The following is a 17711-nucleotide window of genomic DNA, read 5'->3' as shown; positions in this document are numbered from 1 at the left end:
CCGGAATCGTTAATAATTCAGCCGGGGCTTTGTTTTACGGAAGCAGAACGACCGGCATGGTGGGTCACATGACGAACCACGCCCTGCGCGCAGTAGACGCATTGTTCACGCCTGGGGCCCGGGAGAACCCCGTCCCGGTCTACCGCGAGTTGCACGCGGGCGGGCCGGTGCACCGGCTGAACGACGAGTGGGTGGTCGTCTGCGGGTACGCGGAGACGGACGAGGTGCTGCGCAGCCCCGTGTTCCAGGTCAAGGACAGCGAGTTCCGGGAGCGGACGCGCCCCGGGTGGATCGCCGAGCACCCCTCGGCGGCCATGATCGCAGACTCGGTCATCCGGGCCCGGGCGCCGCACCACGAACGGGTCCGGGGCCTGCTGCGCCGGCCGCTGACCTCCCGGCGGGTTGCCGCCCTGCGGGAGGCCGCACTCGGGCACACCCGTCGGCTGCTGGACGATCTGGCCGCACGGGCCGTCGGCGGCGGGCCCGTGGACTTCGTGGACGGCTTCGCCTATCCGCTGCCCATCGCGCTGATCTGTGATCTGCTCGGCGTGCCCGCCGAGGACCGCACCTGGTTCCGTGGGCAGGCAGCGGACCTGTCGTATGTGCTCGAACCCGCGGGCCGGGAACGCGACCTGAGCCGGGCCGACGCCGCGGCGAGCAGACTGATGGAGTACTTCGCAGGCCTCATCCGAGAGCGTCGCGAGCGGCCGGAGCAGGATCTGATCAGCTCCCTGGTCCAGGTGAGCGACGCCGACGCCGGACGGCTCAGTGAGCGCGAACTGGTGGTGAACCTGGCGCTGATACTCGCCGCGGGGTTCGAGACCACCGCGAGTCTGCTGGCCAACGGACTCGCGGTACTGCTCGACCGTCCGGCGGACCGGGACCGGATCGCGCGGGACCCCGCGGCGGCCGCGGCTTGTGTGCAGGAGGTCCTTCGCTACGACCCGCCCGCGCAGGCCACCGACCGGTGGGCGACCGAGGACACGGCGGTCGGCGGGATGCGGATCGCGGAGGGCACCCAGGTGCTGCTTCTCCTCGGAGCGGCCAACCGCGATCCCCGCCGCTTCCCCGATCCCGACGTCTTCGACGCCGGCCGTCCCGTCGGCCGGTCGCTCTCCTTCGGGGCCGGACCCCATTTCTGCCTGGGTGCGGCACTCGGCCGGATGGAGGCAGAGGTCGCATTTAAGGAGCTGTTCGCGAGATTCCCCGCGATATCCCTCGTGGGGACGCCCTCCCGCACCGAACGGCTGGCTCTGCGTGGATATGTGTCGCTGTCGGTAACCCTGGGCTGAAGGAAACGCGCCAGACGGCCGTTGCCCGGGCGCCGGTTACGAGCCGCTAAAGCGCCAGAAAATCCAGACCGTTCGGGCGGATTATTTTGGCGAGAAGTTTACCGTCGCTGGGCTCCGCGTCGCCGGGCCGTTCTGCTGATCGGCGTTGCTCGCGGGTTGTGGCGGGATTCTTGTGCACCATGAAGTGATGGATATGTCGCCAAGTGTCCCGATTGGCGGCTTGTATGGGCGATCAGTGTACTGGAATTCTGCTGCTCACATGAGAGATGCGTGTCATGTAAAACTTGACGAGCCCTGTTTCTCTGTTGAAGATCAAACCGGACCCGCTGCTTCGCGGGGCAGGGCAGCAAAGACGTGCACGATGCGGTTACGTGCCGTGCATGTATGACCAGCGACGGGGGAAGCGATCGTTGAATATACGAATTCTTGGCCCACTTGAAGTGAAGACCGAAGACGGAGAGGACATTACGCCCCGCCCGCTAAAGCTCCGCTCCCTTCTGGCGGCCCTGTGCGTCAGCTCGGGCCGCCCGGTCACCGCACCGCACCTGATCGATATCCTGTGGTCGGACGAGCCGCCGCGTACGGCGTCCACCGCCCTGCAGGTTTACGTCTCCAAATTGCGCAAGCACTTTCACGGCGCCGGCATCGACCCGAGCGTGCTCACGACCACGCCGGCCGGCTATGTGTTCCGTCCGGGCGGCCCTGTGATGGACCGCGACGACTTCGACGCGCTGGTGGCGCAGGCCCGGTCCGCGGTCGGAGTCGGCCGCACGGAGGAAGCGGCGGCTGCGTTCTCCGACGCCCTGTCCCTCTGGAACGGTCCGGCACTGGCTGACCTCCGAGACGTACCGGCTCTGCGGGACTACGCCCGGCAGATGGACGAACGGCGCAACTCGGTGTACGAGCAGTGGCTCGAACTCGAGATCGGCCTGGGGCGCCACTCGATGCTCACCAGTGAGTTGTACGGGCTCATCGCCGAGAAGCCGATCTGGGAGAACCTCTACTACTTCCTCATGATCGCCCTCTATCGCAGCGGCCGGATCTCCGAGTGTCTGGAGGTCTACAACCGCATCCGGCGCATCCTGATCGAGGAACTGGGCATGGAGCCCAGCGCGCGGCTGCAGAATCTGCATCACGCCGTGCTGTCCAGGGAACCATGGCTGGAGCCCCCCGCCGCGCCGTTGACAGCGGTGGCCTGCACGCCGTCGCTGTGACGGCCCCTCGGCCCGCTGCCCCGGGGTCTTCCTGTGTCCTGCTGCCGCAGCAGGGCGGACAGATGGGAGCTCGCCTCGGCCGCCGCCTGCTCGGCGTCGCCGGCGCGCACCGCTTCGAGGAGCCTGCGGTGGGAGGCGAGGCCGATCTCAGCAGCGCACGGATCCACGCACGTGAACACACTGCCCAGCACGGCCTCGTAGACGCCGCGGTACAGACCGGCGAGGACGCCGTTGCCGGTGTACTCCACGAGTGCCGTGTGGAATTCGGTGTCCTGCCGTGCCTGGGCCTCCCACCGGCCCGCGCGTGCGGCCGCCTCGCACGCCGAGAGCCGCGCCTCAAGCGATCGCAGACCGTCCTCGTCCGCCACGTGGGCCGCGAGCCGCGCCGCCTCGACCTCCAACCCGCGCCGCACCTGGAGCACGTCGCGCAGCTCGGTCGTGCCCAGGCGACGCAGCGCGCCGGACAGCTCGGTGGCGGCTCGCACGTACGTGCCGCTGCCCTGCCGGACCTGGAGGAGCCCGGCATGCGAGAGGGCCCGGACCGCCTCGCGAACGGTGTTGCGGGCCACCCGGAGCTCGTCGGACAGCACCGCTTCGGTGGGAATGCGGTGCCCGACCGGCCAAGCGCCGGCGGTGATCTGCCGCCGTATGTGCTCGATCACCTGGTCGACCAGGAGGGCGCGGCGGACCGCCGTCACGACGCGAGCCTCGACTGGAGTTCGGAACTCAGCACGGAAAGGAAAGACTCCGCATTGTCCCGGAGGAAGAAGTGCCCGCCCTCGATCTCGTGATACCGGAAGTCCGCCGTGGTCTGCCCGGCCCAGGCGCGGACGTGCTCCACCGGGGCGAGCCGGTCACCCGGGCTGGTGAAGGCCGTGAGCGGGCAGGGCAGCGGGGCCTCGTCGCGGTACTGGTAGGTGTCCACCACCGCGAGGTCGGCCCGCAGGGTCCGCACCACCATCGCGCGCAGCTGCGGGTCCTCGAAGACCCAGGCCGGCGTGCCGTGCATCTCCATGACCCGCTGGACGAACTCCTCCTCCGGGAGGTGGTGGATGGCCGGCCACGGCGGCGGTATCTGCGCTGCTCCGCGGCCCGACACCATGACGAACTCGGGTGCCGGGCAGCCCTCACGGCGCAGCCATCGCGCGGTCTCGAAGGCCAACAGGCTGCCCATGCTGTGCCCGAAGAGGGCGTAGGGCCGGTCGGTGTTCGCGGCCAGCACGGTGCTGAGCCCCGCGACCACGTCGTCGAGCCTGCGCACCGGTTCCTCGCGGAAGCGCTCCTCACGGCCGGGCAGTTGCACCGCGTTGACTTCCACACCGGCCGGAAGCCGGTGCGCCCAGCCGCGGTACATCGACGCTCCACCGCCCGCGTACGGGATGCAGAAGAGCCTCAGCCGGGCGTCGGCGTCGGGCCGGGGGGTGATCAGCCAGGGGCTCGTGAGGTTCGTCGTTTCCATGGTGTTCTCCGGGACCTTTCCGTGGGTGGGCTGACTCAGCGCGACGCGGCGGCGGGAAACCGGCCGGCACAGGCGTCCAGGGCATCGGCGACGGTGCGCACCTGCCGCACCGCCGCCAGCGAGCGCTCCTGTACGAAGCCGCGCGCCCGGGCGTCGGCGACCCAGTCGAGCAGGCCGCGGAAGTGGTCCTCGGGGTCGAGCAGGACCAGGGGCTTGTCGTGCGCCCCGACCATGCGTTCCGTCCACGCGGTGAAGATCTCGTCGCAGGTGCCGAGACCGCCCGGCAGCGCGAGCAGGGCGTCCGCCTCCTCGGCCATCCGCTGCTTACGGGCCCCGATGCCCTCGGCGACGACCAGCCGGTCGCTGTCCAGGTCGGCGCGCTGCAGCAGCGACTCCGAGACGATCCCCACCGTCTGCCCGCCGGCCGCCCGGGCGGCGACGGCCACCGCGCCCATCATCGAGACGCGCTCGCCGCCGGAGACCAGCGTCCACCCGCGGGCGGCGACGGCCGTGCCCACCTCTTGCGCCAGCTTCAGATACCCGGCGTCGACCGAGTCCGAGGAACTGCAGAAGACACACACCGAAAAAGTCATGGAAGCCGTCCTGTCCGATCCGTTGTGCAAAGGAGTGGTGGTCGCGTGAGGGCCGTCGTCGACATGAGTGGGGAACTGCCGAAGGGAACCGTCCACGTGTGGTGGGCGACGGTGGGCGACGTGCGTCCGCACCACCGCCACCTGCTCGGTGAGCAGGAGCGGGAACGCCTCGCACAGCTGCGCAGGGACGGTGACGCGGCCCGGTTCGTCATGGGCTGCGCCCTCATCCGGTTGGCCGTGAGCCGCTACACGGACATCGCGCCCCGCGACGTACCAGTCGTCCGGGAGTGCGACGGATGCGGCGGACCGCACGGAAAGCCCCGGGCGGCCGTGGGAGAGTCCTTGGAGTTGTCGCTGTCCCACTCGGGCGAGCACATCGCCCTCGCCGTGGCCCGGGAGACACCCCTGGGGATCGACGTGGAGAGCGACGACGGAACCATCGACCTGCCGGGGCTCGCACCCCGGGTGCTGTCGCCCATGGAGGCGCCCGGCTACGCGGAGCTGGCCGAGTCCGCGCGCCGGCGCCGGGTGCTGTCCGTGTGGACGTGCAAGGAGGCGGCACTGAAGGCGACGGGCGACGGACTGCGGTTCCCCATGAACCGGCTGGGTGTCGAGGATCCGGAGGGCACACCGAGGCTCACGCACTGGGAGGGCCGGCCGTGGCTGGCCGAGGAGATGAGGCTGGCCCGGCTCGACGCGCCCGCCGGATACGCCGCGGTGCTGGCGGTGCTCGGACCACCCGGCTTCGCCGTCCTGCACGGGGAGTTCGCGGGCCTGTCCAGAGCCGGTGCGGCTCATGAGCGGGCGGCCCGCCCGGCCGCCACCAGCCGCGCGGCCTCGGTGCGCAGCGCCACCTTGTTCACCTTGCCGACGCCGGCCAGGGGCAGCGCCTGAACCGGTACGAGCCGCTCCGGCAACTTGTAGCGGGCCAGCCCTTTGTCCTCCAGGTGGCGCCGCAGCTCGCGCAGGGTCGGCACCCCGTCCCCGGCCCCGACCACGAAGAGGCACACGGCCTCGCCGTACAGGGGATGAGGCATCGCGACCGCCGCGACGGCGCGGACGCCCGGGTGGGTCAGGACGACCGCTTCCAGCTCGTCCGCGGGGATCTTCTCGCCGCCCCGGTTGATGACGTCCTTCACCCGGCCCGCGACCACCAGGTTGCCGCTGGGGTGCCGCCGGACCAGGTCGCCGGTGCGGTAGTAGCCGTCCGCGGTGAACGAGCGGGCGTTGCCCTCATCCTCGCCGTAGTAGCCGGCCAGCACACCGGGGCCCCGGGCGAGGAGCTCACCGGTCTCTCCCGGACCCACCTCGTGGCCGGACTCGTCGATGACGAGGAGTTCGTCGCCAGCGGCCGACGGGCGGCCCTGCGTCTCGTCCACCACCGCGTCCGGGTCGTCGAGCCGGGTGAAGTTGAGCAGGCCCTCGCTCATTCCGTAGACCTGCTGGACCTGGCAGCCCAGCTGCTCGCGCACCCGACGGGCGGTGGTGGCGTCCAGACGCGCGCCGCCTATCTGCAGCACCCGAAGGCTCGTCAGGTCGTGCTCGCCCGCTTCGGCGACGGCGAGCCACTGGAGGAGGACCGCGGGGGCCAGGGCACAGTGCGTCACCCCTTCGCGCTCGACGATGGCCAGAGTCCGCCGGGGGTCGTCGGGGGAGTCGAGGACGATCCGGCCGCCGCGCGAGAGCGTGCCGAGGATCCCGGGGTGGCCGAAGACGAAGCTGTGCGACGCCGGCATCACCGCCAGGTAGACGGAGGTCTCGGTCAGCCCGGACACCTCGGCAGCGGAGCTGATCACATGCCCGAACGCCTCGTGGGGACGGGGTATCGCCTTCGGCGGGCCGGTGGTGCCGCTGGAGAGCAGGAACAGCGCGTTGTCCTGCGGACGGGGCGGCTCCGGGGCATCGCCGGAGGCGTGGAGCCGCCCGGGGTCCGGGGCGGCGACGCCGGGCAGTACGCCGCCCAGGGCCAGGGTGGTGAGGTCGGCCAGGCCCTCCCGGGCCGCCAAGTCCTCGTCCGCCGTGCTCCGGTCCTCGCGGGAGACGAGCAGCGTGCGGATGCCCGGGTGCCGCTCCTTGAGACGCTCGGCCATGGCCAGATGGTCGAAGCGGCGCGAGCGGCGCGGCACGGCCAGCGCGACCGGCCGGGTGACGCTCAGGACGTGATCGAGTTCGTGCTCGCGCAGCGCCGGCAGCGCCACCACCGGGGGCGCGCCGAGCCGGATCAGAGCGAGCACGGTGACCACGTACTCCAGGCTGTTGGGTAGCTGGACGAGCACGTGGTCGCCGCGGCCGATGCCGAGGCGGTGCAGCCGGGACGCCGCCGCGTCGGCGGCCGCGGCGAGCTCGCCGTACGTCAGCCGGCGGTCGCCTTCGATGACGGCGCAGCGGTCCGGGTACGCCCGCGACCCGCCGAGCGCCAGGTCCGTGATGAGCCGGGGCCGCCACCAGCCGCGTCGGCGGTACTCCTCGGCGCGCTCGCCGGGGACGCGCACGATGCCGTCGGTCATCGGTCGCCCTCTCCGGCGGCCCCGTCCGCGTCCCTCGACCCCCGGTCGATCACCTCGGCCAGCTCGGCCAGGGAGTAGTCGTGTCTGTCCCAGAGGTCGACCTGCGCACGCAGCCGCTCCTCGATCTCCAGCTCCAACTGGGCGGTCTCGGTGGAGTCCAGACCGAGCCCGGACCGCAGGCGGCAGCCGGGAGTCAGCTCGTCCTCCGGCACGCCCAGCGCCATGAGAATGCTGCGCAGTTCATCGAGAGTCGCGTTCACAGAACCTCCTGGAGAAGGGCTTCTCCTCGTGGGTTTTTGGCGGTAAACCGGATGCCGGGCGGCCATAAGTCACGTGATACGCCGTCATGCTAGCGGCCCGCCTGTTGCAATATTCCTCGGGTATGCGGGAGTTCCGTATGTCTTTAGCGTCGGGTATCCGCTCGACTGGCGAACTTTAAGGCCAGTTTTAGGGCGCTCGATTACGTTGTTTCCGTCAGACAATTTGGTTCGCCAGGCTTTCGGTTGGAAGGGCTTGAACAGATGACGGCGGAAGCAATTCCCGTGGTGGCCTCGTCCGGAGCGGAGCGCGCGGAGGGTGACCTGACCCCGTACGGAGGGGTGGCGGCCGATGCGGCCTGGCGCGACGAGGTGCTGCGGCTCGCCGAGCAGCACAACGCGGTGATTCTTGCGCACAACTACCAGCTCCCGGAGATCCAGGAAATCGCGCACCACGTGGGTGACTCCCTCGGGTTGAGCCGGATCGCCGCCGAGCACGACGCCGACACCATCGTCTTCTGCGGCGTTCACTTCATGGCGGAAACGGCCAAGATACTGGCCCCTGAGAAACGGGTCATCATTCCGGACGCCCGGGCCGGCTGCTCGCTGGCCGACTCCATCACTGCCGAAGAGTTGCGTGCGTGGAAAGCCGAGCACCCGGGTGCCGTGGTGGTCTCGTACGTGAACACGACCGCCGACGTGAAAGCGGAAACCGATATCTGCTGCACGTCCTCCAACGCGGTCGAGGTGGTCGAGTCGATCCCGGCCGACCGCGAAGTCCTCTTCTGCCCGGATCAGTTCCTCGGCGCCCACGTCAAGCGGAAGACCGGCCGGGAGAACATGCACATCTGGGCCGGTGAGTGCCATGTGCACGCCGGTATCAACGGACCCGAGCTGGCCGACCAGGCGGCCGCCAACCCCGACGCCGACCTCTTCGTCCACCCCGAGTGCGGCTGCGCCACCTCCGCGCTGTACCTGGCCGGCGAGGGCATCGTGCCCCAGGAACGGGTGAAGATCCTCTCCACCGGCGGGATGCTCGACGCGGCACGCGAGACCGGGGCGCGCTCCGTCCTGGTGGCCACCGAGATCGGGATGCTGCACCAACTGCGCAAGGCCGCGCCGGAGATCGACTTCCGGGCCGTCAACGAGCGCGCCTCCTGCCGCTACATGAAGATGATCACGCCGGCCGCGCTGCTTCGTGCACTGCGCGAGGGCGCCGACGAGGTGCACGTGGACCCCGATGTCGCCGCTCGTGGCCGGGAATCCGTACAGCGGATGATCGCCATCGGCCGGCCGGGCGGTGGCGAATGACCGATCCGCGCTGGGAGGCTCGCGCGGACCTCGTCGTAGTGGGGACCGGCGTCGCCGGCCTCACCGCCGCTCTCACCGCCGTCGAACTCGGGCTGCGGGTCCTGGTGGTGACCAAGGGTGCTCCGGGTGACGGCAACACCCGCCACGCCCAGGGCGGCGTGGCCGTCGTGCTGCCCGCCGCGCACGAGCCGGGGGACACGGTCCGGCGGCACGCGCGGGACACCCACGTGGCCGGAGCCGGACTCTGCGAAGAGGACGCGGTCGAACAGATCGTCACGCATGGTCCGGACGCGGTCGAGCGGCTGCGCCGGACCGGCGCCCGGTTCGACACCGGCGACGACGGCGCCCTCGCCCGCACGCGCGAGGGCGGCCACAGCGCCTTCCGCATCCTGCGTGCCGGAGGCGACGCCACCGGCGCCGAGGTCGAACGGGCCCTGCTGGCGGCCGCCCGCGACCGCCGCGTCGCCGTGCTGACCGGACACATCGCGCTGGACGTGCTGCGCACGCCGGGTGGCGCGGTGGCCGGCCTCACGGTGCTGGACTCGGCCGCCGTGCCGGGCCTGATCGGCGCCCCGGCCGTGCTGCTGGCCACCGGCGGCCTCGGACAGCTCTACCAGGCGACGTCCAACGCGGAGGGCGCCACCGGCGACGGACTCGCCTTGGCGCTGCGTGCGGGAGCGAGCCTGGCGGACCTTGAATTCGTCCAGTTCCACCCGACCGTCCTGTTCACCGGCCCGGGCGCACGCGGCCGCCGTCCCCTGGTCACCGAGGCCGTGCGAGGCGAGGGCGGCGTCCTGGTGGACACCCGTGGGCAGCGGGTGATGGCCGGCGTGCACCCGCTCGCCGACCTCGCCCCGCGCGACGTGGTGTCCGCCGCCATCACCCGTCGCATGGCACAGACGGGAAGCGACCACGTCCTGCTGGACGCCACCCACCTCGCGCCGGAGGCCTTCCGGCGCCGTTTCCCGACCGTCCACGCCCTGTGCGCCGCCGTCGGCGTCGATCCGGCGTGCGAGCCGATACCGGTCGCACCCGCCGCCCACTTCTCGTGCGGCGGAGTCGTGGCGACCGTCGACGGCCGCACCGAGGTGCGCGGACTGTACGCGGCCGGCGAGGTCGCGCGCACCGGACTGCACGGCGCCAACCGGCTCGCCTCCAACAGCCTGCTGGAAGGGCTCGTGGTAGGGGAACGGGCGGCGCGGGCGGTCGCGGCCGACCTCCGTGAGCGCGCACCGGCGGCTGCCGAGGCGGCGGTGTGGCCGGACCGGCCCGCTGCCGCGGCCGTGGCGGACCGCTCCGTCCTGCAACGGGCGATGAGCCGTCACGCGGGCATCGGCCGCACCGCGGCCGGTCTGGCGCAGGCCGCCGGCACCGTCGCCGCCGGCAGCCATCGGCGCCCGCTCGACTCGGCACCCGCAGTCGAGGACGCGGCGCTCACGCTGGTGGCCGAGGCCCTCCTCGGAGCCGCGGCCGAGCGCCGCGAGACACGCGGCTGCCATGTGCGCACCGACTTCCGCGGCACCGACGACATCGCCTGGGGCCGCTCGACGACGGTGCGTCTGGACCCGGCCACCGGACAGCCGGCCATCCACCATCGCGTTCCCGTGGGAGGAGCAGCATGATCGCCGAGGGCTGGTCGCCCGAGACCGATGAGCGCCTGCGAGCCGCCGGCATCGACGCCGAGGACGCCCGCCGCGTGGTCGTCACCGCGCTTGAGGAGGACCTCCGCTACGGCGGCGACGCCACCACCGACGCCACCGTGCCCGCCGACGCCGTCACCGAGGCGGTCGTCGCCTCCCGTCGGCCGGGAGTACTGGCCGGTGTGCCGGTGGCGTTGGCCGTGCTCGACCTCGTCACCGGGGGACGCTTCGAGGTCGCCGAGTGCCGCGTGGACGGCGACCGGCTCGGCCCCGGTGACGTGGCGCTCCGCGTGACGGCCGGCACCCGCGAACTGCTCGTCGCCGAGCGCACCATGCTCAACCTGCTGTGCCATCTCTCCGGCATCGCCACGCTCACGTCCCGGTGGAACGACGCGGTGGCGGGCACGCGCTGCAAGGTTCGCGACAGCCGCAAGACCCTGCCGGGCCTGCGCCTGCTGGAGAAGTACGCGGTGCGCCGCGGCGGCGGCGAGAACCACCGCCTCGGCCTCGGCGACGCGATCCTCATCAAGGACAACCACATCGTCGCCGCCGGATCGGCGGGCGCCGCGCTGCGGGCCGCCCGCGCCCGCGCCGCCGGCCTGCCCTGCGAGGTCGAGGTGACCACCCTCGCGGAGCTTGACGAGGTCCTGGCCCTCGAAGCCGACGAGGTGATGCTGGACAACTTCACCGTCGAGCAGTGTGCCGAGGCGGTCCGCCGCCGCGACACCGCGGGGACCCGCACCCGCCTGGAGGCCTCCGGCGGCCTCACCCTCGATGTCGCCGCCGCCTACGCCCGCACCGGAGTCGACCTGCTCGCGGTCGGCGCGCTGACCCACTCGGCGCCCGCCCTGGACCTGGGGCTGGACTTCGCGCCCCACACCGAAGGAGGAGAGGGGCAGCGATGAGCCGACGTGAGACGGCCACCACCGACCGCACCGCCGGCATCCCCGACCACCGCATCGCGGTGGTCGGCATCGGCTGCCGGTTCCCAGGCGCCGACGGACCCGGGGCGTTCTGGCGCAACCTGCGGGACGGCACCGAAAGCGTCACGTTCTTCGACGACGGGCAGCTTGCGGCCGCGGGCGTACCGGAGGCGCTGCGCGCCGACCCCGACTTCGTCCCGGCCCAAGCCGTGCTGGATGACGAATTCGGCTTCGACGCGGGCTTCTTCGGCATCAACCCCCGTGAGGCGGACATCATGGATCCGCAGCACCGGCTGTTGCTGGCGTGCGCCTGGGAGGCCGTCGAGGACAGCGGACGCCGTCCCGACCGGCTCGGCGGCAAAGTCGGCGTCTTCGCCGGCGGCTACCGCAGCGACTACCTCCAGCACGTGCGCACCGACGGGGACGCGGCCGCGGAATTCGCCCGCGACGTCGCCAACGACAGCGACTACCTGGCCACCCGCATCTCGTACAAGCTCAACCTGACCGGCCCGTCGGTGACCGTGCAGACGGCCTGCTCCACCTCGCTGGTCGCGGTACACCTCGCCTGCCAGAGCCTGCTCCTGGGCGAGTCCGACACCGCGCTGGCCGGTGGGGCCACCGTCCGCTCGGGCCATCAGCGGGGATACGTGTTCCAGCGCGGCGGCATCCTCTCCTCCGACGGGCACTGCCGTGCCTTCGACGCCGCCGCCGAGGGCACGGTCATCGGCGACGGCGTGGGCGTCGTCGTGCTGCGCCGGCTGGCCGACGCGATCGCCGACGGCGACCCGATCCGGGCCGTGATCCTGGGCTCCGCCGTCGGCAACGACGGCGCCGACCGGGTCGGCTTCACCGCCCCCGGCGTGCAGGGTCAGTCCGAGGTCGTACGGACCGCCCTGGAACGTGCCGGCGTCCACCCCCACACCATCGGCTACATCGAGACGCACGGCAGCGGCACGCCGCTCGGCGACCGCATCGAGGTCGACGCACTCGACCGCGCCTTCCGCGCCGCCGGGTGGCGCGAGGGCGAATGCGCCCTCGGTTCCGTCAAGACGAACATCGGGCACACGCACGCCGCCGCCGGCATCGCCGGTCTGATCAAGACGGTCCTCTCCCTCCAGCACCGGATGCTGCCGCCGACCCTCCACTTCGAGCGGCCCAACCCGCGCATCCGCTTCGCCCGCACCCCGTTCCGGGTCAACGACGAACTCACCGCGTGGCCGGCCGGAACCGGCCCGCTGCGGGCCGGGGTGAGCTCCTTCGGTCTGGGCGGCACGGGCGCACACGTCATCCTGGAACAGGCGCCGGAGCCGGACCGCGCCGAGCAGGACGAGGCCCGGGGCCGCTGGCATCTGCTGCCGGTGTCCGCCCGCACCCCCCAGGGCGCCGAGCAGGCCGCCGAGCGGCTGGCCGCCCACCTCGCGGACCACCCCGGACTGCGGCTCGCCGACATCGCCCGGACGCTCCAGAACGACCGGAGCCACTTCCCGCACCGACGGATTGCCGTCGCCCGCGACCTGGACGGGGCCGTCGCCGCGCTGCGTGGCGCGTCCGCCGACGCCCTCTTCGCCGGCCAGGCGTCGCACGACGCTCCTCCGGTCGCCTTCCTGCTGCCCGGGCTCGGCGACCAGTACCCCCAGATGGGGCGTCAGCTCTACGAAACCGAACCGGTCTTCCGCACCGAGGTGGACCGCTGCGCGGCCCTGCTGAAGGAGCGGTCCGGCATCGATCTGCCGGCCGCCCTCTACCCCGGGCCCGCCCCCGCGGACGAGTCGGAGCAGGGCCCCGACCTGCGCAGGCTGCTCGGCCGCGGGACGGCCCCGGTCGAGGGGCTGAGCGAGACCGAGCAGGCCCAGCCGGCCCTGTTCGTCGTGGAGTACGCGCTGGCCAGGCTGCTGGAGCACTGGGGGGTCCGGCCGGACGCCCTCATCGGCTACAGCCTGGGCGAGTACGTGGCGGCCTGTCTGTCGGGCGTGCTCACCCTGGAGGACGCGCTGACGCTGGTGGCCGCGCGGGCCGGACTGATCAGCGGGCTCGCGCCCGGAGGGATGCTCGCGGTGCCGCTGCCCGAGTCGCGGGTCCGCCCGCTGCTCGGTGGCCGGCTCTCCCTGGCCGCGGTCAACGGACCGGAGCTGTGCGTCCTGTCCGGCGAGCCGGACGCCATCGCCGCCGTCGAGGCCGACCTGGCGGCCGAGGGCGTGGCCGCCCGCCGGCTGAACGCCTCCCGCGCCTTCCACTCCGTCATGATGGAGCCGGTCGTCGAGGAGTTCACCAAGCTGGTCGCCGGCTTCGCGCTCAAGCCGCCGTCCATCCCGTACCTGTCCAATGTGACCGGTGACTGGATCACGGACGAGGAGGCCACCGACCCCGGCTACTGGGCGCGGCACCTGCGCGAGCCGGTCCGGTTCGCCGACGGCGTCCTCAAGCTGTGGGCGGAGCCGGACAGGGTACTCCTCGAAGTCGGGCCGGGCTCCACGCTCGGCGGCATCGCCCTGCGCAACCGCCCCGCCGAGGACGCCGCGGCCCAGCTGGTGCTCGCCACGCTGCCCCCGTCCTTCGACCGGCGGCCGGCGGCCGGGATCCTGCGCGGCACGCTCGGCAAGCTCTGGCTCGCCGGGGTACCGGTGCAGTGGCCCGCCATCGACGGCGGCCCGGCCAGGGTCGCTCTGCCCACCACGCCCTTCGACCTGCGCGAGCACCGCGTCACCCCCCGCTGGGAGACAGAGCAGACTCCGTCAGCGGCCCCCGCGCTCGTCCGCAAGGAGGACCTTGCCGAGTGGTTCTCGGTGCCGGGCTGGGAACCGCTGCCGCCTCTGCTCACCGGGGCCGACGCCGCCGGCGAGCCCGCCACCTGGCTGGTGTTCCTCGACGACCGGGCGGTTGGCGACCACGTCGTCGCCCGGCTGACCGAGCGCGGACACCGTGTGGTGACGGTCCGGCCCGGCGACGCGTGGCAGGAACTGGGTGACGGACGCTACACCGTACGGCCCGACCGGGCCGAGGACTACGCCGCGCTGCTGCGCGGGCTCGACCGCGCAGCCGCACTGCCACGGCACATCGTCCACTGCTGGACCGTGACCGGTCCGGACGACCGCCCGGACACCGCCGAGCTCCGGTGGCGGGCCTTCGACAGCCTGCTGTTCCTGGCACAGGCGCTCGGCGGGACGGGCGCCGTCGAGGAGGTGGCCGTCACTGTTGTCTCCAGTGACCTGCACCCGCTGCACGGCAGCGGCTCGCAGCCGCTCAAGGCCCTGCTGCTGGGCCCCACCCAGGTCTGGCCGCGCGAGTCGGCGGGCGTCGCCTGCCGCAGCGTGGACATCAGCCTCACCGCCCCCGCGAGCCGCCGTGACACGACCCGGGCCCTGGACGCTCTCGTGGCGCAACTGCACCAGCCGGTCACCGACACCCAGATCGCGCTGCGTGGTTCCGGCCGCTGGCGACGGGTGTTCCTGCCCACCCCGGTCGGCACCACGGAGCAGGACAATCCCCGGCTGCGCCGGGGCGGCACCTACCTGATCACCGGTGGTCTGGGCGGCATGGCCCTGGAGCTGGCCGGTCACCTGGCCCGGACGGCCGGTGCCAACCTCGTGCTGATCGGCCGTCAGGGGCTGCCGCCCCGGGAGGAGTGGGATGCCCTGGCCGCCGGGACGGGGGCGGACCCCGCGCTCGTCCGGCGGATCGAGCGGGTGCGGCGGCTGGAGGAGCTCGGCAGCAGCGTCGAGGTCGTCCGCGCCGACATCACCGACGGCCCGGCCGTGGCCGCGGCGATGCGGCGGGCTGTGGAGCGCTTCGGGGCCGTGCACGGCGTCGTGCACACCGCGGGCGTGCCCGGCGGCGGCCTGATGCAACTCAAGGACCCGGAGGCGGCCGCCGGGGTGCTGGCGCCGAAGGTGGACGGCACACTCGCGCTGCTGGAGGCCTGCCGCGAGGTCGCGGCGGACCTGGACTTCGTCGTCCTGTGCTCCTCCCTGCTGTCCGTCACCGGCGGGCTCGGACAGGTGGACTACTGCGCGGCCAACGCCTTCCTGGACGCCGTGGCCCACCACCACGACGCCCTCGGCGACCTGCCGGTCACGGCGGTCAACTGGGACGCCTGGCGCGAGGTCGGCATGGCCGAGCGCACTGTCGGCGGGCCCGCTGCGGCGAACGCCCAGAACGCAGCCATCGAGACCGGCCACCCGCTGCTCCAGCGGTGCCTGACCGCCACCGAGCGGCACGCGGTCTACGCGACCGACTTCAGTGCCGATCGCAGCTGGCTCGTCGACGAGCACCGGATGCTCGGCCACCCGGTCGTCCCCGGAACCGGCCACCTGGAACTGGTCCGGGCGGCGGTGGCCGAGCACTCCGGCAAGGAGCTGCGGGAGCTGTCCGACGTCACCTTCCTCTCCCCGATCGTGGTGGACGAGAACCGGCCCCGGGAGGTCAGGGTGGTGCTCGACCGCACCGCTGACCACTACACGTTCTCGGTGGTCAGCCGGTACGACGGCAAGGCCGCCTGGCAGCTCAACTCCACCGGCAAGGCGACCGCGGGCGACCGGGGGACCCGGCCGGACGGCGAGCGCCTGGAGGTCGCGGCCCTGACCGGTCCCGACGGCCTGCGTCCGGTGGAACGCCCCGTACACGAGGGCCCGATGGGCTTCGCGGGCCGCTCGTTGTGCCTGGAGCGGATGTACGCCGGTGACCGGGAGTACCTGGCCCTGCTGGCCCTGCCGGAGCGGTACGCCCACGAGGTCCCGGACCTGGCCCTCCACCCGTCCCTCATGGACCTCGCCACCGCCTTCGTCGGCGTGCACGCCGCGCAGGAGTTCCGCATCCCCATCTCCTACGGCCGTATCACCCAGTACGCCCCGCTCACCGCGCGCGTCTACAGCCACCACCGCTATGCCGTGGCCGACGACGCGGCACTGGAGACCCTCTCCGCCGATGTGACGATCACCGACGAGGACGGCCGTGTGCTGGTCGTCGTCGAGGGATTCGTCCTGAAGCGGACCGGCGACCTCACCGAGCGGCTGGCGGGCCTGCGCAACGGCACGTCCGAGGAGATCGTCGGCTACCGCTTCGCTGAGGCGGAGCAGGAGCGAGAGGCGCCGGGCGTGGCCTTCCTGCGGCAGCAACTGGAGCAGGGCATCCTGCCGGATGAGGGCGTGGCGGTCTTCGACCGGATCGTGGCGGCGGACCCCGGCCCCCAGATCGCCGTGTGCACCCAGGACCTGGACGCGGTCGTGGCCCAGGTGATCGCCGAGGGCGCGCAGCCGCAGGAGGCCGCCGCCGACGGTGCCCCGGCCGGCCCCGCGCACCCCCGGCCGCACCTGATGACCCCGTACACCGCCCCGCGCGGGGACACCGAGAGCGCGCTGGCCGCGCTCTGGCAGGACCTGCTGGGCCTGGACCGGGTCGGCGCGCACGACGACTTCTTCGAGCTCGGCGGGCACTCCCTGCTGGGCATCCAGCTCGCGGCGCGGCTGCGCGCGGACCTGGGCGTCGACGTGGCCGTCGGCTCCATCTTCAACGCGCTCACGGTCGCCGAGTTGGCCACGGTCGTGGACCGGCTCAAAGAGGAGGCCCGGTGACCGCCGCCCAGCGGGCGGCCCGCCCGGAGAGCGAACGGAACGGCAACGGCATGGAGGAGAACATGGAAGCGCTGCGTGCGGTGGGTGTGGCGGGCGCCGGAGTGATGGGCCGCGAGGTGGCCCAGGTGCTGTCCCAGCACGGAATGCGGGTCGTCCTCGTCGACGTCTCCGAGGAGGCGCTGGAAGGGGCGCTCAAGGCCATCGAGCAGAAGGTCCGCTTCCAGCGGCTGCTGGGCGCCGGCGGACCGGAGGTCCCCGTGGCCGAGGTGCTGGAGCGCATCACCTTCGCCACCGACTACAGCGGGTTCACCGAGGTGGACTTCGTCGTCGAGAACGTCACGGAGGACTGGGAGACCAAGCGCCGGGTGTACGCGGAGATCGACCGGCTCTGCCCTGAGCACGCGGTCTTCGCGGTGAACACCTCCTGCATCCCGATCACCAAGGTCGGCGGCTCGGTGTCGCGCCCGGACCGGGTCATCGGCACCCACTTCATGAACCCGGTCACGCAGAAGCCGGTCGTCGAGGTCATCCGGGGGCACCACACCTCCGAGGCGACCATCGCCATCACGCGGCGGCTGCTCGCGGCGATGGGCAAGGAGGGCATCGTCGTCAACGACGCGCCCGGCTTCGTGTCCAACCGCGTTCTCATGCTGACCATCAACGAGGCGGTATTCCTCCTCCAGGACGGGGTCAGCACCGTCGAGGACGTCGACCAGATCTTCAAGACCTGCTTCGGCCACACGATGGGACCGCTGGAGACGGCCGACCTCATCGGACTGGACACGATCCTGCTCTCGATCCAGGGCCTGTACGAGAGCTTCGCCGACAGCAAGTACCGGCCCTGCCCGCTGCTCCAGCGGATGGTCCACGCCGGTCTGCACGGCCGCAAGAGCGGCCGCGGCTTCTACGACTACGGCGGGCAGGCCGCCGCCTGACACGGCACGCCCT

Annotated in this window: 13 protein-coding genes; 8 read left to right on the top strand and 5 right to left on the bottom strand. The window is 72.3% G+C overall.

From position 1 onward, the window contains the following. Positions 1–68 precede the first annotated feature (68 nt). Positions 69–1292, top strand: a complete 1224-nt coding sequence (locus ACIBU0_RS28120; RefSeq protein WP_398823707.1) for a cytochrome P450 — start codon at positions 69–71, stop codon at positions 1290–1292. Between the two features lie 380 nt (positions 1293–1672). Further along, positions 1673–2506, top strand: a complete 834-nt coding sequence (locus tag ACIBU0_RS28115) for a BTAD domain-containing putative transcriptional regulator (RefSeq protein WP_398823704.1) — start codon at positions 1673–1675, stop codon at positions 2504–2506. On the opposite strand, the gene ACIBU0_RS28110 is transcribed toward ACIBU0_RS28115, so the two are convergent. From ACIBU0_RS28110 to ACIBU0_RS28100, 3 genes are read right to left on the bottom strand one after another with little or no spacing between them, the layout of a single operon-like run. After that, positions 2425–3204: a FadR/GntR family transcriptional regulator gene (locus tag ACIBU0_RS28110; RefSeq protein WP_398823701.1), complete on the bottom strand. Its 780-nt coding sequence runs from the start codon at positions 3202–3204 to the stop codon at positions 2425–2427. The genes ACIBU0_RS28115 and ACIBU0_RS28110 overlap by 82 nt on opposite strands. Further along, the gene (locus ACIBU0_RS28105; RefSeq protein WP_398823698.1) at positions 3201–3965 is read right to left on the bottom strand and encodes a thioesterase II family protein; all 765 of its coding nucleotides are present in this window, start codon (positions 3963–3965) and stop codon (positions 3201–3203) included. Before ACIBU0_RS28105 ends, ACIBU0_RS28110 begins: the two co-directional genes overlap by 4 nt. A 35-nt stretch (positions 3966–4000) precedes the next feature. After that, complete coding sequence (locus ACIBU0_RS28100) at positions 4001–4558, bottom strand: TIGR00730 family Rossman fold protein (RefSeq protein ID WP_398823695.1); 558 nt, start codon at positions 4556–4558, stop codon at positions 4001–4003. Positions 4559–4603: 45 nt separating this feature from the next. Between ACIBU0_RS28100 and ACIBU0_RS28095 the strand changes: the two genes are divergently transcribed. Then, positions 4604–5452: a 4'-phosphopantetheinyl transferase family protein gene (locus ACIBU0_RS28095; RefSeq protein WP_398823692.1), complete on the top strand. Its 849-nt coding sequence runs from the start codon at positions 4604–4606 to the stop codon at positions 5450–5452. On the opposite strand, the gene ACIBU0_RS28090 is transcribed toward ACIBU0_RS28095, so the two are convergent. After that, a complete protein-coding gene (locus ACIBU0_RS28090; protein ID WP_398823689.1) occupies positions 5353–7065 on the bottom strand; it encodes a (2,3-dihydroxybenzoyl)adenylate synthase in 1713 nt (570 codons plus the stop codon). The genes ACIBU0_RS28095 and ACIBU0_RS28090 overlap by 100 nt on opposite strands. Then, the gene (locus tag ACIBU0_RS28085) at positions 7062–7325 is read right to left on the bottom strand and encodes an acyl carrier protein (RefSeq protein WP_398823686.1); all 264 of its coding nucleotides are present in this window, start codon (positions 7323–7325) and stop codon (positions 7062–7064) included. The genes ACIBU0_RS28090 and ACIBU0_RS28085 overlap by 4 nt, the downstream gene beginning before the upstream one ends. Positions 7326–7586: 261 nt before the next feature. Here ACIBU0_RS28085 and nadA point away from each other — a divergent pair, with 261 nt between their 5' ends. From nadA to ACIBU0_RS28060, 5 genes are read left to right on the top strand one after another with little or no spacing between them, the layout of a single operon-like run. Then, a complete protein-coding gene (nadA, locus tag ACIBU0_RS28080) occupies positions 7587–8633 on the top strand; it encodes a quinolinate synthase NadA (protein WP_398823683.1) in 1047 nt (348 codons plus the stop codon). After that, positions 8630–10255 (top strand): L-aspartate oxidase, encoded by a 1626-nt coding sequence (locus ACIBU0_RS28075; protein ID WP_398823680.1) that lies wholly within the window; start codon positions 8630–8632, stop codon positions 10253–10255. The genes nadA and ACIBU0_RS28075 overlap by 4 nt, the downstream gene beginning before the upstream one ends. Further along, positions 10252–11178, top strand: a complete 927-nt coding sequence (gene nadC, locus ACIBU0_RS28070; protein WP_398823677.1) for a carboxylating nicotinate-nucleotide diphosphorylase — start codon at positions 10252–10254, stop codon at positions 11176–11178. Before ACIBU0_RS28075 ends, nadC begins: the two co-directional genes overlap by 4 nt. Beyond that, the gene (locus ACIBU0_RS28065; protein WP_398823673.1) at positions 11175–16763 is read left to right on the top strand and encodes an SDR family oxidoreductase; all 5589 of its coding nucleotides are present in this window, start codon (positions 11175–11177) and stop codon (positions 16761–16763) included. The genes nadC and ACIBU0_RS28065 overlap by 4 nt, the downstream gene beginning before the upstream one ends. Then, positions 16760–17698 carry a 3-hydroxyacyl-CoA dehydrogenase family protein gene (locus ACIBU0_RS28060; RefSeq protein ID WP_398823670.1) on the top strand — a complete coding sequence of 313 codons (939 nt, stop codon included), beginning with the start codon at positions 16760–16762 and terminating at the stop codon, positions 17696–17698. The genes ACIBU0_RS28065 and ACIBU0_RS28060 overlap by 4 nt, the downstream gene beginning before the upstream one ends. The last annotated feature ends 13 nt before the right edge of the window (positions 17699–17711 follow it).

The sequence above is a fragment of the Streptomyces sp. NPDC049627 genome, assembly GCF_044465645.1.
Classification (GTDB): domain Bacteria; phylum Actinomycetota; class Actinomycetes; order Streptomycetales; family Streptomycetaceae; genus Streptomyces.
The sequence above is the reverse complement of the archived record's forward strand: the minus strand, read 5'-3'. Positions and strand labels throughout refer to the sequence as shown.

Coding starts and splice junctions, on each gene's coding strand:
- ACIBU0_RS28065 (WP_398823673.1), top strand. CDS start 11,175: ATGAGCCGACGTGAGACGGCCACCACCGACCGCACCGCCGGCATCCCC.
- ACIBU0_RS28120 (WP_398823707.1), top strand. CDS start 69: ATGACGAACCACGCCCTGCGCGCAGTAGACGCATTGTTCACGCCTGGG.
- ACIBU0_RS28115 (WP_398823704.1), top strand. CDS start 1,673: ATGTATGACCAGCGACGGGGGAAGCGATCGTTGAATATACGAATTCTT.
- ACIBU0_RS28090 (WP_398823689.1), bottom strand. CDS start 7,065: ATGACCGACGGCATCGTGCGCGTCCCCGGCGAGCGCGCCGAGGAGTAC.
- ACIBU0_RS28075 (WP_398823680.1), top strand. CDS start 8,630: ATGACCGATCCGCGCTGGGAGGCTCGCGCGGACCTCGTCGTAGTGGGG.
- ACIBU0_RS28105 (WP_398823698.1), bottom strand. CDS start 3,965: ATGGAAACGACGAACCTCACGAGCCCCTGGCTGATCACCCCCCGGCCC.
- nadA (WP_398823683.1), top strand. CDS start 7,587: ATGACGGCGGAAGCAATTCCCGTGGTGGCCTCGTCCGGAGCGGAGCGC.
- nadC (WP_398823677.1), top strand. CDS start 10,252: ATGATCGCCGAGGGCTGGTCGCCCGAGACCGATGAGCGCCTGCGAGCC.
- ACIBU0_RS28100 (WP_398823695.1), bottom strand. CDS start 4,558: ATGACTTTTTCGGTGTGTGTCTTCTGCAGTTCCTCGGACTCGGTCGAC.